We start from the raw sequence: 18,751 nt of genomic DNA, 5'->3' as shown, positions 1-18,751 counted from the left end.
CCGGTGCTCGAGCGAGAAGCCGGACCATAGCACCCCTCTCTCGTCCGGGGCGGCTGGCGGGTGCTACCCTTGGGGGCGTGAATCGCCTGCCTGCCCTGCTCCTCGCGCTCGTCCTCGGGGCGTGCGCAACCACGGTCAAGAAATCCAACCTGGAAGCACTCAAGCCCACCGTCGAGCACTTCCATCAAGCCATCCGGTGGAAGGACTTCCGCAGCGCCGGCCGCCTCATCGTCCCCGAGCGGCGCAAGGACTTCCAGAAGGCGCGCCTGGAGCTCAACGACGACAAGGACCTGTCCATCACCGACTACGAAATCGAGGACGTGAAGCTGTCCGAGGACGGCAAGCGCGCCACGATTCAGAGCCGCATCCAGTGGATGCGCCTGCCCTCGGCCTCCGAGCGCACCGCCATCGTCACCTCGGAGTTCGTCTTCCGGGACGGCGCGTGGCTCCTGGAAAGCCAGGATGACGGTCCGTTCGAGGGCGAGCTCCCGCCTCCCTGAACGACCCCATCCCCCGAAAAGAAACCGCCCACCGTCTCGGGGCCGGCCGAGGCGGTGGGCGTCGGGAGCTCCCCCATGGAGCGCCCTACAAGAAACCGCCCACCGTCTCGGGGCCGGCCGAGACGGAGGGCGTCGGGAACTCCCCCATGGAGTGCCCTACAGTTTGACGAAAGCGACGCTGTCACCCAGGCCCGCGTCGCTGCGCCGTGACGGCAGCTCCTAGAGCAATGGCGGTGCCAAGCCCTCCGGCGAAAGCGCGGCCGTGGGCGGGCGCTGGAGATTCAAGGACTTGAACGAAGGGGGCACCCAACGCGTCCCTGCCCCCGGGTCGGACCCGTGACATCGCTGTCAGGGGCCCTCGGGCCAGGCGTCGCGCCGGGCGCGACACGCGTGTCAGGGAGCCTCGGACTTTCCCGCGGCTAGTCGCCCTGGACGGAGCGGATGGTGTCGCGCATGGAGTGGCGCGGCTTCCAGGCCACGTCCTTCACCCAGCGGCTGCCGTCCACGGCGCAGAGGAACTGGATGTGGTCCAGCTCGGGGGGCGGGAAGTTGGCCAGCCGGTACTTGAAGAGCATGCCCAGCAGCGGGCGGGCCACGGGGTGCGGCACGGGGATGGGCGAGTTGCCCAGCTCCCGCATCACCGTGGACAGGGGCACCTCGCCGGGGCCCACCACGTTGTAGACGCCCTTGGGCTCGGGGCGGAGCGCCTCCACCATGGCGCGCGCCACGTCCTCCACGTGGATGAGCTGCACCATCGGGTCGAAGCCCGCCATCACCCAGGGCCGCTTCAGGCGCAGGTAGTTGGACGGCGCGTTCTTGATGGTGGGGCCCACGATGTGGACGGGCCGCAGGATGACCGTCTCGATGTGGGGGTGCTTCCAGAAGAAGCTGTGCGCCAGCATGTCCACTTCGATGAGGTCGCGCACGCCGGAGAAGCGGCTGGCGGCCATCAGCGGCGCGTCCTCCGTGAGGAAGTTGGAGTTGTCCGGGCTGGGGCCGTAGACGTTGGCCGAGGACAGGACGACGACCTTCTTCACGCCGTACTTCGCGCAGTACTCCAGCAGGCGCGTGGTGCCCACGACGTTGAAGGAGTGGTGCTCCTCCTCGCTCATCCGCGGGTCATGCATGATGCCCATGTGGATGACGGCGCGGATCTCGTTCTTCCGGAAGACGTCCTCCGCCTTCTTCTTGCGGAGGTCCAGCTCGTACATCTCGACGTCCTTCGGCCGGCCCACGAAGGGCCGCCGGTCGATGCCGATGATGCGCTCGTGCTTGTGCAGCAGCTTCGCGAGGGTGCGGCCGAGGTTGCCGCTGATGCCCGTGACGACGACGGCCGGTCTCATGGGGCCCACCTCTTAGCACCGCCGGACGCGGCGCTCACCAGAACACGCCCCGGCGCTCCTTGAGGCCCTGGTGCAGCATGGACTGGATGGACGCCTTCACGGTGCGGACCTTCTTGTCCAGCTCGCTGTCCTCGTCGTCCGGGCGCCCGGAGAAGCGCAGCGGCTCCCCGAAGTAGATGCGGTACTTGGTCGGCAGGGGGATGGGCAGGCCTGTGGGGGTGATGGGGAAGGACGGGAAGCCCAGCAGCTTCGCCACCGGCTTGAGGTCCATCAGCGCGGGCGCCTGCTCCTCGGCGCCAATGACGGCCACGGGGACGATGGGCGTCTTCGTCTCCAGCGCCAGGCGCATGAAGCCCAGGCCGAACTCCTGGAGCTGATAGCGCTGGGGCCACAGCTTGTTGATGCCGCGCGTGCCTTCCGGGAAGACGAGGATGGCCTCCTCCGACTCCAGGAGCCGCCGGCAGTTCTCCGGCGTGCCGACAATCTGCCCCACGCGCGCCATGAAGGTGGACACGTACGGCAGCGACGGCACCCACTTCTCCACCATGCTGCGGATGGCGCGGGGCGGGCTGGCCTCCAGCATCATCGCCACGCCAATCATGGCCCCGTCCAGGGGCAGCTGCCCGGAGTGGTTGGACACCAGCAGCACCCGGCCGGCGGGCACCTGCTCGATGCCGTAGGTCTCCACGCGGAAATAGTTCCGGTAGAGCCACAGGAGCGGGGCCACCGCGGACAGGCTGTAGTCCAGGTCGAAGCCGAACGGGTCCACCCCGTACTCGTTCCCCGGGCGCGCCAGGGCCTGGAGCCGCTGCTTCTGCTCGTCGTTGGCGAGCCGGTCCGTCCACTCGCGCAGGCCCTTCTTCACTCGGTCGGTGACGTTCTCCAGCATGGGGGCTCTTTACACCAGCGGCCCCGCCGCCGGGAGTGGCCCGAGGCCGCAGAGCCCGCCATGGCGGGGCCACCGGGCCCCCTGGAGCCCCAGGGACGTGCGCTGTCGGACAACAGCCGCCCGTCGTGGGAAGGCCTTACACCGACGCGGACAGGCGCTCGGCGGCGGCGCGCAGCGTGAGGACCTCGCGCTCCGACTTCAGCCAGCCGAACACCTCGCGCAGGCGCGCCATCTTCCGCGAGGCGCTGACGCGCAGGTCCCGCTGCTGCCGCACCAGCTCCGGGGGAATCCCGTCCGAGGCGTCCAGCACGTCCACGCCGTGGAGCTCGAAGTTGAAGAAGGTGTCCCGGCGGCAGGTGCGCCAGAGCTGACGCAGGGAGGCCCTGGGCAGCGTGGTGGCGAAGGTGCCGATGAGGGGGAAGCGCAGCGCTGGCGTCACCGTCATGGGCAGCTCCAGCACGCTGCCCGCGCCCCGCCGGTAGGGCTGCGCCGGGTCGGGCCGGTACGGCACCCGGGGCGCCAGCAGCACGCGGGGCGTGTCCAGCACCGAGCGGGACGGCCGCCCCAGCACCGACAGCGCCCCCATCACCGCCGCCTTCGCCGCGTAGTACGGCGCGGCGGGAAAGGCCGACGAGCCATAGCGGTAGCCCAGCCCCTCGCAGGCCGCGTACAGGTCCGCGTTCAGCGTGTAGCCCGGGGCGCGGAAGCCCACGGGCCGCGCGCCCGTGGCCGCGAGGATGGCGGCGTCCGCGCGCGCCAGGTCCTCCTGGATGGCCGCGGCGCCCCGGCGCGTCAGCGCGTAGTCATGCGCATGGCTGTGGCTGGCCACCTCGATGCCCGCCGCGTGCGAGGCACGCATGCCCGTGGCGGCGGCCGGGTCCGCCTCCAGGTCCTCGCCGATGACGAAGAAGGTCCCCGACACGCCCAGCGCGTCGAACAGCTCCCGGAAGCGGGGCACCGCCACCGCGTGCACCAGCGAGCGGGCGCGTGCGTCGAGCAGCGACTCCGGCAGGCCGTGGATGCGGCAGTAGTGGGGCAGCGAGTCGAGGTCGACGGAGATGGACGCCAGCCGCACGGTGCGCCCCTCCCCGCTCAGGTCCCACGAACGCGGATGACGTAGAACAGCTTGCCCACGTTCTTGAGCACGTTGGGCACGCGCTTGAAGAGGTGGATGGACGGCTGGCGCTTCTCGTGGAGCTGGATGGGAATCTCCACCACGCGGAGCCCCTCGCGCCAGGCGCGGATGACGAACTCGCTGGCGAACACGTCCATGTCCACCACGCACTTCTGGATGACGGGCAGCAGCGCCTCGCGGCGGAACGCCTTCAGCCCGTGCGTGTCCGTGCCCTGGAAGCCCAGCGCCACCTTCAGCAGCTTGTTGTGCACGCGCGTGGCCGCCCGGCGAATCAACGGCCGCTGGTCACTGGCGCCCTTGGCCGCCTTGGAGCCCACCACCATGTCCGCCTCGCCCCGCTCCAGCCGCGGCAGCGCCGCGTCGTAGAAGGTCAGGTCGCACAGGTCGATTTCATCGCAGATGACGTAGGTGCCCCGGGCCTTGAGGATGCCGGCCTTGAGCGCCACGCCGTAGTTGGGCGTCTCCGAGTGGAACCAGCGCAGGCGCGGGTTGTTCGCGCACAGCTCCTCGAGGATGGCCGGCGTGGCGTCGCGCGAGCCGTTCTCCGCGAAGATGATTTCGTAGTCGAGCCCACGCGCATCCAGCCCCTGGCGCAGCTCCTCCGCCGCCGAGGCGATGATGGACTCCTCGTTGTAGACCGGAATGACGACGGTGAGGTGCGGGGCCATGGACTCGAATTGGGATGGCTAACACGCCCTAGCCCACCCGTCGACACAATGCGACGAATGGGCACCCGGGATGTCAACCGTTGAGAGCTCGCGCGCAGGCCCGCCCCGCGAGGATGGCGTCCTCCATCGAGGAGTACTCCCACTGGCCATAGCGGCCGGCGATCAAGATTCCGGCGTGCTCCAGGAAGCGGAGGATCTCCGACTTCGCCGGCCCATAGGCCTCGTCATAGAGCACGTAGGCGTGGGGAATCTCGCGCGCGTGGGCGAAGAAGACATCGTCCGCGGCGTGAATCATCTGCGAGCGGACCAGGTCCTCCACGGCGTACTTCTCCGCGGCCGCGGGGGACAGCTCGCCGTGGTGGCTGTACTCCACGTAGAAGGTGGACGTGTCCGGCGGGGCCAGCGGCGCGTACACGGCCGAGGGCGAGCCGATGCGGTACGTGTGGAACTCCGGCTCCGGCGTGTAGATCCAATGCCAGGGTTGGCGGTTGGGCCCCTTGGCGCCCACGGCCACGTAGGTGACGGTGGTGGCGCGCAGCCGCTTCGCCGCGTCCTGCACGGTGTCAGGCACGCCGGCCTCGCCCTTCGCGAGCAGCTTCACCAGCCCCGGCAGCGAGATGCTGGACACCAGCCCCGCATACGGCTGCACGCTCCCGTCCGACAGCGTCACCTTCCGGGCCTTCCAGTCGATGGCGGTGGGCTCGGTGTGCGTGCTGAGCTGGCCGCCCTTCAGGTGGCTCAGCATGGCGCGGGCGAGGCTCTCGATGCCGCCCTCGCGCGGGTACAGGAACGACGCGTTGTAGCCCACCGCGTCGCTGCCCACGCCCAGCGCGCCATCCACCACTTCCTTGAGGCTGGGGCGCGGCACGAAGCGGCCCACCCAGGCGGCGGACATCTCACGCGGGTGCACCGTCCACAGCTTCTGGTTGTAGGGCACCATGAAGTTCTTCGCGAAGCCCTCTCCCATGTAGCGGAGGATGAACTCCTCGAAGTTGCGCGGCTCGCGCTCGCGCAGCTCGCGGCCCTTCTCACCGTAGACGGCTTCCACGTAGCCGGTGAGGTTCTCCGCCACCACCTCCGGCGGCAGGCCGTGCGTGTTCACCTGGTACGGGAAGCGGGTGAACACCCCGCGCGTGAAGATGCCCGCCTTGCGCTGGATGCGGACCATCTGCTCCGGCAGCCACAGCGTGTTGACCAGGGCCTGAATCTCCGGGTCCCTCAAGTGGAGCCAGTGCCCGGTGGGGTCGAAATAACACCCCTGGATGACCTCGGTCTTGATGAGGCCGCCGACCCGGTCGGACTTCTCGATGAGCCGCCAGGGCTTGTTCAGGAAGTGGGCAGTGGACAGGCCCGCGAGGCCCGCGCCCAGGATGACGATGGGTTCCATGAAGGGGCGGGTCTACCACCTTCCACTCCAGGAGCGGCGAAACGAACGCGGGGTGCTGACCGGAGGGAGGGGTCGGCCCTTGCCTGCTTGTCCGGGAGGGTGCGCTTCAACCTCTTCGTGCGCGTTCTTTCCGGGCTGGAAACGCCTCTGGTAGCCTGCGCGCACCGCGAAGGCGCTCGGTCCCCCTCTCGCGAGCGTACGCGCCAGCTGGTCCCGTCGAAGGAACCCCATGAAAGTCTCCTGCCCGTCTTGCCAGACGAACTACAACATCGATGACAAGCGGATCCCCCCGGGCGGCGCGAAGCTCAAGTGTGCTCGGTGCCAGACCACCTTCCCCATCAAGCTCGAGGCGGTGAGCGCGCCCGCGGCGCCTCCCCCCGCCGCCGAGGCAGCCGTTCCCCTGCCGGGGACGACCGCGCCCGCGGCGCCGGCCGCCGCCGTTCCCCTGCCGGGTGCCGCGCCCCAGGCCGCCGTCCCCCTGCCGGGCGCGCCCGCCGCTGGGGCCACCCCGCATGCGGGCTCCGCGGCCATCCCGCTGCCGGGCGCGCCCCAGGCAGCCGGCGCCGCCCCGGGCGCCGCCATTCCGCTCCCAGGTGCCCCCCAGACATTCGGCGCCGCCATTCCGCTGCCGGGCGCTGCTGCCGGAGCCACGCCGCCGGGTGCCTCCACGGCCGCCGGGGCCATCCCCCTGCCCGGAGCGCCCGCGCCAGCCGGAGCCATCCCGCTGCCGGCTGCCCCCACCGCCGGGGCCATCCCCCTTCCCGGGGCTCCCGCGCCGGCCGGGGCCGCGGGCTCCGGTGCCATCCCCCTGCCGGGCGCGCCCCAGGCCGCCGCCGCGCCAGGTGCTGCCGTCCCGCTGCCGGGTGCCTCCGAGGCGTTCGGCGCCGCGGCGGGCGCCGCCATTCCACTGCCGGGCGCACCCGAGGCCGACCCGTTCGCCTTCGACATGAGCGAGCCGGCCCAGGCCGCCCCCGAGGCCGGCGCCTTCGGCTTCGACGCGGCCCCGCCGTCCGCGCCCGAAGAGGACGCGTTCGCCTTCGACATGAGCTCGCCTGCCGAAGCCGCGGCGGCCATGCCGCACTCGGGGGCGGATGCTTCCCCGGACGCGTTCGGCGGATACGACGGCGAGCCGGTCCAGGACACCCGGGATGTGACCCGCGTCGTCTCCATCCCCCTGCCGAACGACGCCTTCCGCGAGCCCCCTGCTCCGGCGGCGGACTATGGCGTCAACGCCCCCTCGGGCACCGCGCGTGACTTCGACTTCGACACCACCGAGGCCCCCGCCGCCGACATCGCCCAGGGCTACGGCGTGAACGCGCCCGCGGGAACGGCCCGGGACTTCGACTTCTCGGACGACGCCCTGCCGGTCCCCGTGGAGTCGCCGCCCGCGGAGGACCCGTTCGCCTTCGACATCGAGGCCCCCAGCGGCGGCGTCCAGGCCCAGGTTCCGGAGGCGGACCCCTTCGCGCTCCCACCGCCCGCGGCCAGCGCGCCCGTGGACGACCCGTTCGCCCTGCCGCCGCCCCAGGCGGACCCCTTCGCGATGCCCCCCGCGCCGGACGCGTACGCCATGCCAGAGGCCCCCGCGGCCTCGCCGTACGTCATGCCGCCGCCCGCGGCGGGAGCGCCATCCTTTGACTTCGGTGAGCTGCCGGTTCCCGCGAGCGCCGACCCGTTCGCCCTGCCGCCGCCTCCGTCCGCGGACTTCTCCGATCTGCCCGCCCCCGCGGCGCCGCAGGCCCTGGAGTTCGCGGACCTGCCCGCTCCGGCCGCGCCGGCACCGGACCTGTCGTTCGACTTCAACGAGCCGCCCGGCGCGCCCGCCCCGGCCGCGGACCCGTTCGCCGTCGACTTCAGCGCACCGCCGCCAGCCGCGGACCCGTTCGCCGCCGACTTCGGTGCCCCACCGCCGGCCGCGCCTCCACCGGCGGACCCCTTCGCCATCGACTTCGCCGAGCCCCCTGCGCCGGCGCCCGCCGTCGCCGTCAATCCGGCGGTGGACTTCGGCGACGTGGACTTCGGCGCGCCGCCGTCCGCGGCCGTCCCGTCGCCCTCCATCCCGGACTCGCTCGAGTTCGACCCCACCGCCAGGCCGGATGACGACCTGGAGGCGGACCTCTCCGACCCGCTGCCGCCCCCGCCCAACGCGGGCCCCGCGGACGGCCTGGAGATGCTGTCCTTCATCGACGACGCGGCCGGCAAGGAAGGCGGTGCCCAGGCCGGCGCCAAGGTGCGCCGCTTCCACGTGCGCCGCCGCTCGGGCAAGGTGTTCGGCCCGTTCGACGAGGGCGTCATCGTCAAGATGCTCGAGGACGGGCAGCTCCTGGGCAACGAGGACGTCTCGCTCGACTCGGAGACCTGGTCCGCCATCGGCACCGTGCCGACCTTCGCCGCCGCCATCCAGCGGCTGATGGAGGGGCCCGCCAAGCTGGTGACGCCCGCGGCGGCGCCGGCGGCGGCCACCGTCGACGCGCCCAGCACGGAAGGCGCCAGCCCGCAGGCCAACATGAGGCGGCTGGAGCAGCTCTATGAAGGCCGCATGGCCGCGGTCTCCGTGGTGGACCGCAGCGGCAACACGGAGAAGTGGAAGAAGCGCATCCCGGCCATGATTGCCGCGGGTGTCGTGGTCGTGGTGGCAGGCATCGGCGCGGGCATGGAGTTCGGCACGCGCTATGGCGCCTTCGGCCGCCGGGCCCTCTTCCCCGCGCGTGTCTCCGACGGCTCCGCCGAGGCGAAGCAGGTGGACGAGGCGAAGCAGGCGCTGCTCCGGGACACCTTCGAGAGCTACAAGCAGGCTCGCGAGCTCAGCGCCAAGGTGCTCCAGCAGAAGGAGTACCCGGAGGTGCGCTCGCTGTGGTGCCAGTCCGTCCACTACCTCCAGCGCCGCTATGCCGCGGGCAACCCCAATGAGATGGCCCGCTGCCGGCAGGACCTGCCGGACATCGAGCTGCTGGGCGAGAAGGACATGGACGTCATCAAGCTGACGGCGGCCATCGCGCTCACCGGCCGTCAGGCGGACTCCGTCATCCCCTCGCTGAGCAGCGCCTACAGCCGCGAGGACACCCAGGGCGACCTGGAGCTGGCCTTCCTGCTGGCCGAGGCCTACGCCCAGAAGCGCGACGAGAAGCGCGCCCTGGACACGCTGAAGAAGGTGCTCGAGAAGAACCCCAAGTCCGCCAAGGCCCACCACGCCGTGGGCAACCTGCACCAGGCGGCGGACCGCGCCGACGAGGCCGCGGCCGCCTATGCCGCGGCCCTGGAGGCGGACCCGAAGCACGTGGCCTCCGCCGTGGAGCTGGCCGCGGTGGAGCTGCTGGTCCGCAAGGACGTGGAGAAGGGCTCCGAGGCCGTCGAGCGCGCCCTGGCGGCCGACGTGCAGTCCGCGCTGGGCCCCGCGGAGATCGCCCGGGCCCGCGGCCTCAAGGGCGTGGCGATGTTCCAGAAGCACCAGCCGAAGGAGGCCGAGGCCGAGCTGAAGGCCGCCCTGGAGATGGACGCCAGGTCGCCCTTCCTCCGCGGCCAGCTCGCCCGCGTGCTGCGCGCCCAGCGCAACTTCGACGCGGCGCTGCCCATCTACGCGGCGCTGGCGACGGAGGAGCCCGGCAACCTCGAATTCGCGGACGGCCACATCACCGCGCTGGTGATGACCGGGAAGATGCAGGACGCGCTGGAGGCCGTGAAGAAGGCGAACGGCGTGTTCCCCAACGAGGCGCGCATCGCCTACCTGTACGGCCGCATCGAGGACGCGCTCGACAAGCTCTCCGACGCGGAGGGCCACTACAAGCGCGCCATCGCCGCGGACGAGAACCTGGTGGAGGCCCGCCTCTACCTGGGCCGCTTCTACCTGGCGCAGCGCCGCAACGCGGAGGCGCGCGCTCAGCTGGAGGAGGCCGTGAAGCGGGCCCCGGAGCACGCCGGCGTGCGTGCGGGCCTGGGCGAGCTGGCCCTGGCGGAGAACAACGCGCTGCTGGCCCAGCAGGAGTTCGAGCGGTCCGTGAAGCTCGACCCCATCCTCGCCGACGCCCACCTGGGGCTGTCTCGCGTGGCCCTGCTGACCGACGACCTGGAGACGGCGAAGACCGAGGCCAACCGCGCCCTGGAGCTGGACCCGCACCTGCTCAAGGACGGCCGGCTGCAGCGCGGCCTCGTGCTGTGGCGGCTGGGTCAGCTCGAGGAGGCCGTGGCCGAGCTGGAGAAGGCGAAGACGGAGGACCCTCGCTCCACCACCATCCCGATTACGCTCGGCGCCGTGCTGCTCGAGCGGGGGGACCTGCCGGGCGCGGAGAGCAACCTGGGCCTCGCCCTGAGCAACGAGCCCTCCAACCACGAGGCGCTCTACTACCTGGCGCTCGTCAAGGCGAAGCGGATGGAGTTCACCCAGGCGATGGACAACATGCGCAAGGCCGTGGACCGCGCGCCCAACCGCCCGGACTACCACTACGCCTATGGCGTCATCCTGCGGGACGCGAAGAACCTGCCGGACGCCATGGACTCCTGGCGCAAGGCCGTGGAGCTGGACGGCGGCCACGCGGACGCCCACGAGGCGCTCGGTCACGCGCTGCTGGAGAGCGGCCAGTTCGACGAGGCCATCACCTCGTTCGAGGCCAGCCTGAAGGCCGACCCCCGCCGCACGCGGGTGCTGGGCTCCATTGGTGACGCCTACTTCGCCGCCGCCCGCTGGAACGACGCCATCAAGCGCTACCAGGCGGCCCTGAAGGCGGACCCCAAGCTCACCTACGTCTATTACAAGGTCGCCCGCGCCTTCACCGAGCAGGCCCAGCACGCCAAGGCCATCGAGTGGTACCGCAAGGCCACCAACCTCGAGCCGGAGAATCCCATGGCCTACTACTACCTGGGCTTCGCCTATAAGGAGCGCAACAAGCGCCGGGAGGCGGTGCAGGCCTTCAAGGACTACCTCTCCCGCAAGCCAGACGCGACGGACAAGAAGGACATCGAGGACGAAATCTACGACCTGCAGAACTGAGGTCGCCCCCCCCTGCCCCGACCCGCCCGGCGCCACCCGCTCCGGGCGGCGGCAGAGGGCGGGACGGCGCGGCGTCCGGCCTTGAGCACCCCGGTTGCGAGGAACCTTGCTGGCCTCACCGGGGGTGACTACAAGGCGTGCTCCATGCTGGACCTCCGGAACGTTGCGCAGAACTTCGATGCGGTGGTCGCCCGGCTCAAGACGCGGGGCGGCAACCTGGATTTGGGCCCTTTCCAGCGGCTCTTCGCCGAGCGCCGCGAGCTGTACGTCTCCGTGGAGTCGCTGGCCGCGCGCCGCAACGCCGCCAACGAGGAGATGAAGCGCAAGGCGAAGGAGGACCCGAAGGCGCTGGACGCGCTGCGTGGCGACCTCCGCGCCGTCTCCCAGGAAATCAAGGAGAAGGAGGCGCGCCTCAAGGAGGTGGAGGAAGAGCTCAACCGCATCCTCCTGCTCATCCCCAACGTGCCCCACGAGTCCGTCCCCGTGGGCGGCGGCGCCGAGGACAACGTCCAGGTGAGCATCTGGGGCGAGAAGCCCAACCTCCTCTTCGCCCCCAAGCAGCACTTCGAGCTGGGCGAGAAGCTGGGCATGCTCGACTTCGAGCGCGCCGCCAAGGTGTCCGGCAGCCGCTTCGCCTTCTACAAGGGCGCGCTGGCCCGGCTGGAGCGGGCGCTCGTCACCTTCATGATCGACGTGCACACCAGCAAGGGCTACACGGAGCTGCTCCCGCCCTACCTGGTGCTGCGCGAGACGATGATGGGCACCGGGCAGCTGCCCAAGTTCGAGGACGACGTCTTCAAGACGGTGGGCGACCCGGAGCGCTTCCTCATCCCCACCGCGGAAGTGCCCGTCACCAACTACCACGCGGACGAAATCCTGGAGGGCGAGTCGCTCCCCCTCCGCTACTGCGCCTTCAGCCCCAGCTTCCGGGCCGAGGCCGGCGCCGCCGGCAAGGACACCCGCGGCCTCATCCGCCAGCACCAGTTCCACAAGGTGGAGCTGGTGAAGTTCGCCCACCAGGACAAGAGCCTGGACGAGCTCGAGGCGATGACGGACGACGCCTGCGACATCCTCCGCCGCCTGGGGCTCCACCACCGCGTCATGCTCCTTTGCACCGGAGACATGGGCTTCAGCGCCCGCAAGACGTACGACATCGAGGTCTGGCTGCCTGGGCAGAACGCCTACCGCGAGATTTCGTCCTGCTCCGACTGCGGCGACTTCCAGGCCCGCCGGGCCAGGATTCGCTACCGGGCCCAGAAGGGGGACAAGCCTCAGCTCGCCCACACGCTCAACGGCAGTGGCCTGGCGGTGGGCCGGACGACCATCGCCATCCTGGAGAACTACCAGCGCGAGGACGGAAGCGTGGCCATTCCCGAGGCGTTGGTGCCCTACATGGGCGGTTTGAAGGAGCTGAAGCCGATTTGAGTCTGAATCCGGCTTGCAACGCGCGAAGAATCAGGTAGAAGGGCGGCCCCGCGGACGTCGGTGCGCGGGGTGCCTTGTCGGCCCCGGTGGTATGGAGGCGTGGCCGAGCGGTTGAAGGCAGCGGTCTTGAAAACCGCAGAGGGTGCAAGCTCTCCGTAGGTTCGAATCCTACCGCCTCCGAGTTTTTGTTCTTGAGTTTAGCGGCTCTTTGACAGAGAAGAGATGGAGAGATGGCCGAGAGGCTGAAGGCACAGGTTTGCTAAACCTGCATACTCGAAAGGGTATCGAGGGTTCGAATCCCTCTCTCTCCGCCACTTGTTGTTGTAGCAGCGCCGGAAGAAATTGCTCCCTTAGCTCAGCTGGATAGAGCGTCGGACTACGAATCCGAAGGCCGGAGGTTCGAATCCTCCAGGGAGCGCCACTTCTTTCGAGCAGTTCTCCATGAGTGACGAAGCTTTCATGCAGCAGGCGCTATCGCTCGCGCGGGAAGCAGCGGAACTCGGAGAGGTCCCCGTTGGTGCAGTGGCGGTGCTTGACGGAGAAGTCGTTGGCACCGGCTTCAATCGCCGGGAGGTGGACCGAAACCCACTCGCTCACGCTGAGATGTTGGCAATGGATGCCGCGGCCCGGAGAATCGGCGCCTGGCGGCTCTCGGGTGTCACCCTGTATGTGACGCTTGAACCTTGTGCCATGTGCGCCGGAGGTCTGGTGCAGTCTCGCGTGACACGGCTCGTTTTCGGGGCTTTCGATCCGAAGGCAGGCGCGGTGGGCTCGCTCTACAACCTGGTCGAAGAGCCTCGACACAACCACCGGCTCCAGGTCACGAGTGGTATCCTGGCGGACGAGAGCCGCCTGCTGCTGAAGACGTTTTTCGGACGCTTGCGTGCGAAGAAACGTGAAAACTGAATACTGGAGAGCTGGCCGAGTGGTCGAAGGCACCTGACTCGAAATCAGGCATACCGGCAACGGTATCGTAGGTTCGAATCCTACGCTCTCCGCTCCAGCTTTTTTGGAGAGGTGGCCGAGCGGTTGAAGGCGCACGCCTGGAACGCGTGTATATCTGAAAGGGTATCGTGGGTTCGAATCCCACCCTCTCCGTTGTCGTTTCTGCAGCACGTCGTTACATCTTTTATGGTCGGGACAACGTGGGGGCGTGAACCCCGCCAGGTCCGGAAGGAAGCAACGGTAGCGTACTTCCGCGTGTGTCCCGGCCGTCCTTCATGAAGAGCCGGTGTCCTGTTCAGGGCACCGGCTCTTCGCCTTTGCGGGCTCGCCTCCGCGCCGCGCCCCTGCCCTACTCGCGCGACAGAATCGTCTCGCGCCCAATCTTCCGGACGATGCGGAAGCCGCCCGCCTGGAGCTCCTCGAGGGCGCGGTCCTCGAAGGTGACGGCGCGGTTGAAGGTCCGGTCGTGCAGGGCCCGCTGGAAGGCTGCGTCGTGCGGCCAGTCGCAGGTGCGCCAGGGAATCCGTTTCCCCACGTAGAAGAAGCCGCCCGAGCCCCACAGCCCCTCGTTGACGATGAGCAAGCCCCGCGCGTCGCCCCGGGTGGCTGCCACAATCGCGCGAAACTGGTCCGCGCGCAGGTCCACGGATGGGAAGACAGCGGCCACCGCCAGGCTGCTGATGAGGGCGAGACCGGCGAGGCCCCCCCTCGCGCGCGGCCCCAGGTGGCTGGCGAGGAAGGCCGCCACCTGCGGCGCCGCGGCCAGCACGAGCAGCACCAGGGCGGGATAGAGGAAGCGCTCCTCCTTGTGCTCGGTGGCCAGCAGCGCGCCGGTGTAGACGGCGGCGCACCACAGCGGGAGCGAGAGCGAGCGCTGCCGCCGGAGCGCGATGAAGCCCAGCGGCACGGCGGCCCAGGCCCAGAGCGGCACAGCGGAGAGCAGCGGCTGCGCGTAGAAGCTGGGGGCGGCCGCGCCGAATTGGGCCGCCGCCGCGCCGGAGAGGACGTTGAAGCGGACGTAGGCGAGGAAGGAATGGAAGGGCGTGCCCCATGTCGCCCAGTCCAGCGCGCCGAGCGCCGCCGCCACGCCGAGGCCACTCACGCAGGTGAAGACGAGCAGCCGCCAGCGCCGCACCGCCGCCAGCCACACCAGCGCCGCGATGACGAAGACGGCGGACGGATAGCGCGCCACCACCGCCAACCCCAGGGCCAGGCCGCCCACGAGCCCCGCCCGTGTCACCCGCTCGCGCCGGTCCAGCGCCTCCATGGCGATGACGAGCAGTGAGGCGGAGATCGACTCGGACAGGGTGCGGCCCGCGAAGACGAGCACGGGCCCGTAGAGGCCCACGAGCAGCGCGGCCAGCCCTCCCCCGGAGGGGCCGGCACGGCGCTCGGCGAAGCGGTATGCGGCCCAGAGGCTCCAGGCGTGCAGCGCCACCTGGGGAATCGCCACCACGGCGCGGTAGGCTCTCGGATGGGTGATGCCGAGCAGGTCCGCCAGCCCGAGGAAGCCGGCCAGCACGCTGGGCACGGCCCAGTTGCGGAGGCCCTCACGCCACTCCCAGGCCAGGACGCCGTAGCCGTGCGCGCGCCACCAGGCCGGCTCCAGCGCCTGGTACACCTCGTCCGGGTGGATGCGGCCCAGCTGCACCACCGCGATGAGCCCTGGAAGAACGGCCACGACGGGCAGCGCCCAGCGGGTCCAGTGCCGGGCCGGGGCGCGCCGAGGCGCGGCCTCGGGCATGAGCGTCAGCTCGGGCAGCGGGGCGGAATCGGTAGGAGTGGAGAGGCGTGGCGCGGACACGGGCGCGGCCGAATCTTCCTGCCCGGGAAGCCGGACGCAAGGCACGAGACGTTTGTCCGCCCGCCCTCCTCCCGGCCCCGACGCGGGGCGGGACGGAGAGTGGAATCCCACCTCGTGGGAGGGCAACGACATGGATCATTCACGCCACCGTGTTTAGATGACGCCCCCCATGAGCTACCTCGTTCTCGCCCGCAAATGGCGCCCACAGAAGTTCGATGACATGACCGGGCAGGAGCACGTCGTCCGGACCGTCGCGAACGCCATCAAGATGGACCGGGTCGCGCACGCGTACCTGTTCTGCGGACCTCGCGGCGTGGGCAAGACGACGGCCGCCCGCCTGCTCGCCAAGGCGCTCAACTGTGAGAAGGGCCCCACCGCCCAGCCCTGCGGTGAATGCCGTGCGTGCACGGAGATTGCCGCGGGTACGAGCGTGGACGTCGCGGAGATCGACGGTGCCTCCAACAACGGCGTCGAGAACGTCCGCGAGATTCGCGAGAACGCGAAGTACCTGCCGCAGCGGGACCGGCACAAAATCTACATCATCGACGAGGTCCACATGTTGTCGGGAGCGGCGTTCAACGCGCTGCTCAAGACGCTGGAGGAGCCGCCCGGGCACGTGAAGTTCATCTTCGCGACCACCGAGGCGCACAAGCTCCCGGACACCATCCTGTCGCGCTGCCAGCGCCACAACTTCCGCCGGATTCCGGCGGCGCGGATGCTCCAGCGGCTCCAGGAAATCTGCAAGGCGGAGGGGGCCGGCATCTCCGACCGCTCGCTGTCGCTGGTGGTGCGCCAGTCCGAAGGCGGCATGCGCGACGCGCTGAGCCTGCTGGACCAGGTGCTCGCCTCGTGCGGGGCCAACCCCTCCGATGAAGAAGTCGCCGAGGCGCTGGGCGCCATCGACCGCACGCTGGTGCAGGACTTCGCCGACGCGCTCGTCCACAAGGACGCGAAGCGCGTGCTGGAGCGCGTGGAGGAGGTCTTCAACCGCGGGCTCGACCTGAAGCGCCTGGCGGAGGAGCTGGCCTTCCAGCTGCGGCATCTCTTCGTCACCAAGACGCTGGGCAAGGCCCCGGACGAGCTGGCCGAGTCCGAGCAGAAGGCGCTGATGGCGCTCGCCCAGGACGCGGAGCCCGCGCAGCTCACCCGGCTGTTCGACGTGGTGCATGGCTGCATCTGGGACGTGTCGCGCGCGGCCCAGCCGCGTCTGGCGCTGGAGATGGCGCTGCTCAAGGCCATCCAGCTGTCCCCGGGTGGTTCGATTCCCGAGCTGCTCGCCCGCGTGGACAAGCTCGCAGCGGGGATGGGAGACGGTTCCGCGAAGTCGAACGCTGGAGCGCCGGGAGGTCGCTCCAGCCCCGCCAACTTTCGCGCCTGAGCCGCGCCCCGACACATCGATGCAGGCGGCTGCCCCGGCCCCACGGCCATGGGAGGCTCGAGGTGCGCCCATGGGACAGGCGCCTCGCTCCATGGAGCCCCCGCCCGCCCCCGCGGCAGGCATGCGCCAGGACGTGCCGCCTCACGCCGGCGCGTTTCAGCCGCCAGTCCGTCCCGAGGAGCCGCCCCGCTTCAGTGCTGGCGCCGGAGCCATGCGCCACGACGAGCCCCCGCGCAGCGCGGTGCCCCCCGGGCCGCGCATGGATGACCTGTCCCCGTCGGCGGCCCGGCCGCTGTCCCTCCTCCGCAATGGTGGCAGCGCCAACGGCGGCCCCGCGCCCGCCACGCAGGGCTATCAGGCCACACCGATGGTTCCCTCCGGGCCGGTGATGGAGGGGCTGCCGCCGTCGGCCGCGCGCCCGCTCTCCTTCCTCCGCAATGGGGGCTCGGCACAGGCCCCCGTCGCCCCCACGTCGCCGTCGGCCCCGCCCGCCGGCGCCACGCCGCTGTCTCGCACCACCGAGCCCGCGCCGCAGGTCCGCATCACCAACATCCGCAGGCCGGAGCCCATCGCGCCCGCCGAGCCTCCGCCCTACGCGGAGGAAGAGGACGCGCGCTACTACCCCGAGGAGCACTCCCCTGAAGGCTGTGCGTCCGGAGAGTGCCTCCCCGACGTGGCCGCGCCTCCCCCCACGCCGGCGCCCGTGCCGCCCCCCGCGCCCGAGCCGACCCTCCACAGCGAGCCCGAACCCGAGCCGGCCGCCCCCGTCATCCGCTCCCGGGACAATCCCAACCTGCCCCTCATCGAGCGGTGGCGGGCCGCGGTGGACACGGTGAAGGCCTCCCATCCCCGGCAGGGCGCCGCGCTCGCCAACGGGCGCCTGATGTCCATGCGCAACGGTGAAATCGTCCTCGGCTTCCTGCCCGTGGCCGGCTTCCACCGCATGGCCGTCAACTCGACCGCGGGCAAGGCCGCCGTGGACCGGGCCCTGGCGGAGCACTTCGGCCGCCCGGTGAAGCTCACCCTCCAGGATGCGTCCCCGGATGACCCTCGCCTGGGCCCCAGCCTGGCGGAGCAGGACGCCCAGAGCCGCCAGGCCCACGAGAAGAACACCGACAACAAGGTCCGCAACCATCCGGCCGTCCGGGCGGTGCTCAAGTTCCTGGGCGGCGAAATCGAACACATCCAGGTCTATGAGCCCGAGCGCCCCGGGGCCGTCCCGGCGGCCGACACTCCCGACGACAGCGCCTGACAACCGTCGCGCGCAACGGTAGGGTGGCGCCCCATTCCACGCCCGGGCGGGGCCACCATGGCACCCGCTCCCACGAGCACCGAGGAAGCATATGCCTGGCGTCGACCTGAACTACTTCATCCGGCAGGCGAACAAGCTGACGGAGAAGATTGAAGAGCGGAAGCAGCAGCTGGCGGACGAGAGCGTCGAGGCCAAGGCCGGTGACGGCCGTGTCACCGTCGTCGCCAACGGCATCCAGGAGATCCGCAGCATCAAGATCGACAAGGAAGCCATCGACCCCAACGACACGTCGATGCTCGAGGACCTCATCACCGCCGCCGTGAATGCCGCCCTGGCGAGCAGCCGGCAGCACATGCAGCGCGAGCTCGCGAAAATCTCCGGCGGCGTCAAGATCCCCGGCATTACCTGATAACGGATGACCCCCGATCCGCTGAATCGACTCGTCGCCCAGCTGGCGAAACTGCCGGGCATCGGCGAGAAGACCGCGCAGCGCCTCGCGTTCTTCATCCTGCGCGCGCAGGGTGAGTACGCGGCGGAGCTGTCGCAAGCCATCCGCGAGGTGAAGGAGAAGGTGCACCTGTGCGTGCGCTGCTTCTCCCTCACCGACGCGGAGACCTGCAACTTCTGCCGGGACGAACGGCGTGACGAACGGGTGCTGTGCGTCGTGGAGACGTTCGCGGACCTGATGGCGCTGGAGCGCACCCGCGAGTTCAAGGGCCGCTACCACGTCCTCCACGGTGTGCTGTCGCCGCTCGAGGGCGTGGGCCCCGACCAGCTCCGCATCCGCGAGCTGCTGGAGCGGCTCAACGACGGCCGGGTGGAGGAGCTCATCCTCGCCACCAACCCGGACGTCGAGGGTGAGGCCACCGCGCTGTACCTGACGCGCCTGCTGAAGCCCATGGGGCTACGCGTCACCCGCATCGCCCAGGGCCTGCCCATGGGCGGCGACCTCGAGTTCGCCGACCAGGCCACGCTCGCCAAGGCGCTCTCCGCCCGCCGCGACCTGTAGCCCTGGAATGCAGGCGGCGCGAGGCAGCTCGC

At 70.4% G+C, this 18,751-nt stretch carries 14 protein-coding genes, 5 tRNA genes and 1 other RNA gene; 14 read left to right on the top strand and 6 right to left on the bottom strand.

Annotated features, from left to right (window positions below):
- Nucleotides 1–77 precede the first annotated feature (77 nt).
- Nucleotides 78–500, top strand: a complete 423-nt coding sequence (locus VZL07_RS24310; RefSeq protein ID WP_426750013.1) for a hypothetical protein — start codon at nucleotides 78–80, stop codon at nucleotides 498–500.
- A gap of 419 nt (nucleotides 501–919) precedes the next feature.
- Here VZL07_RS24310 and VZL07_RS24305 read toward each other — a convergent pair whose 3' ends face one another.
- The 5 genes from VZL07_RS24305 to VZL07_RS24285 form a co-directional block, all read right to left on the bottom strand.
- Nucleotides 920–1,843, bottom strand: a complete 924-nt coding sequence (locus VZL07_RS24305; protein ID WP_426750012.1) for an SDR family oxidoreductase — start codon at nucleotides 1,841–1,843, stop codon at nucleotides 920–922.
- A gap of 34 nt (nucleotides 1,844–1,877) precedes the next feature.
- Nucleotides 1,878–2,732 carry a lysophospholipid acyltransferase family protein gene (locus VZL07_RS24300; RefSeq protein WP_426750011.1) on the bottom strand — a complete coding sequence of 285 codons (855 nt, stop codon included), beginning with the start codon at nucleotides 2,730–2,732 and terminating at the stop codon, nucleotides 1,878–1,880.
- A gap of 136 nt (nucleotides 2,733–2,868) precedes the next feature.
- Nucleotides 2,869–3,807: a polysaccharide deacetylase family protein gene (locus VZL07_RS24295; protein ID WP_426750009.1), complete on the bottom strand. Its 939-nt coding sequence runs from the start codon at nucleotides 3,805–3,807 to the stop codon at nucleotides 2,869–2,871.
- Between the two features lie 17 nt (nucleotides 3,808–3,824).
- Nucleotides 3,825–4,535 (bottom strand): glycosyltransferase family 2 protein, encoded by a 711-nt coding sequence (locus VZL07_RS24290; RefSeq protein WP_426750007.1) that lies wholly within the window; start codon nucleotides 4,533–4,535, stop codon nucleotides 3,825–3,827.
- A gap of 73 nt (nucleotides 4,536–4,608) precedes the next feature.
- Nucleotides 4,609–5,922 (bottom strand): protoporphyrinogen/coproporphyrinogen oxidase, encoded by a 1,314-nt coding sequence (locus VZL07_RS24285; protein ID WP_426750006.1) that lies wholly within the window; start codon nucleotides 5,920–5,922, stop codon nucleotides 4,609–4,611.
- A 229-nt stretch (nucleotides 5,923–6,151) separates the two neighbouring features.
- Between VZL07_RS24285 and VZL07_RS24280 the strand changes: the two genes are divergently transcribed.
- The 9 genes from VZL07_RS24280 (at nucleotide 6,152) to ffs (ending at nucleotide 13,552) form a co-directional block, all read left to right on the top strand.
- Complete coding sequence (locus VZL07_RS24280; RefSeq protein ID WP_426750005.1) at nucleotides 6,152–10,906, top strand: tetratricopeptide repeat protein; 4,755 nt, start codon at nucleotides 6,152–6,154, stop codon at nucleotides 10,904–10,906.
- A gap of 144 nt (nucleotides 10,907–11,050) precedes the next feature.
- Complete coding sequence (serS, locus tag VZL07_RS24275) at nucleotides 11,051–12,331, top strand: serine--tRNA ligase (protein ID WP_426750004.1); 1,281 nt, start codon at nucleotides 11,051–11,053, stop codon at nucleotides 12,329–12,331.
- 93 nt (nucleotides 12,332–12,424) lie between these two features.
- A tRNA-Ser gene (locus VZL07_RS24270) sits at nucleotides 12,425–12,511 on the top strand.
- 44 nt (nucleotides 12,512–12,555) lie between these two features.
- A tRNA-Ser gene (locus VZL07_RS24265) sits at nucleotides 12,556–12,645 on the top strand.
- Nucleotides 12,646–12,675: 30 nt separating this feature from the next.
- Nucleotides 12,676–12,752, top strand: a tRNA-Arg gene (locus VZL07_RS24260).
- Between the two features lie 20 nt (nucleotides 12,753–12,772).
- Nucleotides 12,773–13,237 carry a tRNA adenosine(34) deaminase TadA gene (gene tadA, locus VZL07_RS24255; RefSeq protein WP_426750003.1) on the top strand — a complete coding sequence of 155 codons (465 nt, stop codon included), beginning with the start codon at nucleotides 12,773–12,775 and terminating at the stop codon, nucleotides 13,235–13,237.
- 5 nt (nucleotides 13,238–13,242) lie between these two features.
- Nucleotides 13,243–13,329: transfer RNA gene (locus tag VZL07_RS24250), tRNA-Ser, on the top strand.
- A gap of 13 nt (nucleotides 13,330–13,342) precedes the next feature.
- Nucleotides 13,343–13,429: transfer RNA gene (locus VZL07_RS24245), tRNA-Ser, on the top strand.
- A 30-nt stretch (nucleotides 13,430–13,459) separates the two neighbouring features.
- Nucleotides 13,460–13,552, top strand: an RNA gene (gene ffs / locus VZL07_RS24240) — signal recognition particle sRNA small type.
- A gap of 73 nt (nucleotides 13,553–13,625) precedes the next feature.
- On the opposite strand, the gene VZL07_RS24235 is transcribed toward ffs, so the two are convergent.
- A complete protein-coding gene (locus tag VZL07_RS24235) occupies nucleotides 13,626–15,020 on the bottom strand; it encodes a glycosyltransferase family 39 protein (RefSeq protein ID WP_426757365.1) in 1,395 nt (464 codons plus the stop codon).
- A 229-nt stretch (nucleotides 15,021–15,249) separates the two neighbouring features.
- Here VZL07_RS24235 and dnaX point away from each other — a divergent pair, with 229 nt between their 5' ends.
- From dnaX to recR, 4 genes are all read left to right on the top strand, one after another.
- Complete coding sequence (gene dnaX, locus VZL07_RS24230) at nucleotides 15,250–16,458, top strand: DNA polymerase III subunit gamma/tau (RefSeq protein ID WP_426750002.1); 1,209 nt, start codon at nucleotides 15,250–15,252, stop codon at nucleotides 16,456–16,458.
- A gap of 70 nt (nucleotides 16,459–16,528) precedes the next feature.
- A complete protein-coding gene (locus VZL07_RS24225) occupies nucleotides 16,529–17,710 on the top strand; it encodes a DNA polymerase III subunit gamma/tau (protein ID WP_426750001.1) in 1,182 nt (393 codons plus the stop codon).
- 91 nt (nucleotides 17,711–17,801) lie between these two features.
- Nucleotides 17,802–18,119: a YbaB/EbfC family nucleoid-associated protein gene (locus tag VZL07_RS24220; protein ID WP_426750000.1), complete on the top strand. Its 318-nt coding sequence runs from the start codon at nucleotides 17,802–17,804 to the stop codon at nucleotides 18,117–18,119.
- A 6-nt stretch (nucleotides 18,120–18,125) separates the two neighbouring features.
- Nucleotides 18,126–18,719, top strand: coding sequence for a recombination mediator RecR (gene recR / locus VZL07_RS24215; protein WP_426749998.1), 594 nt, complete (start codon nucleotides 18,126–18,128; stop codon nucleotides 18,717–18,719).
- Nucleotides 18,720–18,751: the final 32 nt, after the last annotated feature.

This window comes from Pseudomyxococcus flavus (assembly GCF_050038885.1).
Classification (GTDB): domain Bacteria; phylum Myxococcota; class Myxococcia; order Myxococcales; family Myxococcaceae; genus Myxococcus; species Myxococcus flavus.
The sequence above is the reverse complement of the archived record's forward strand: the minus strand, read 5'-3'. Positions and strand labels throughout refer to the sequence as shown.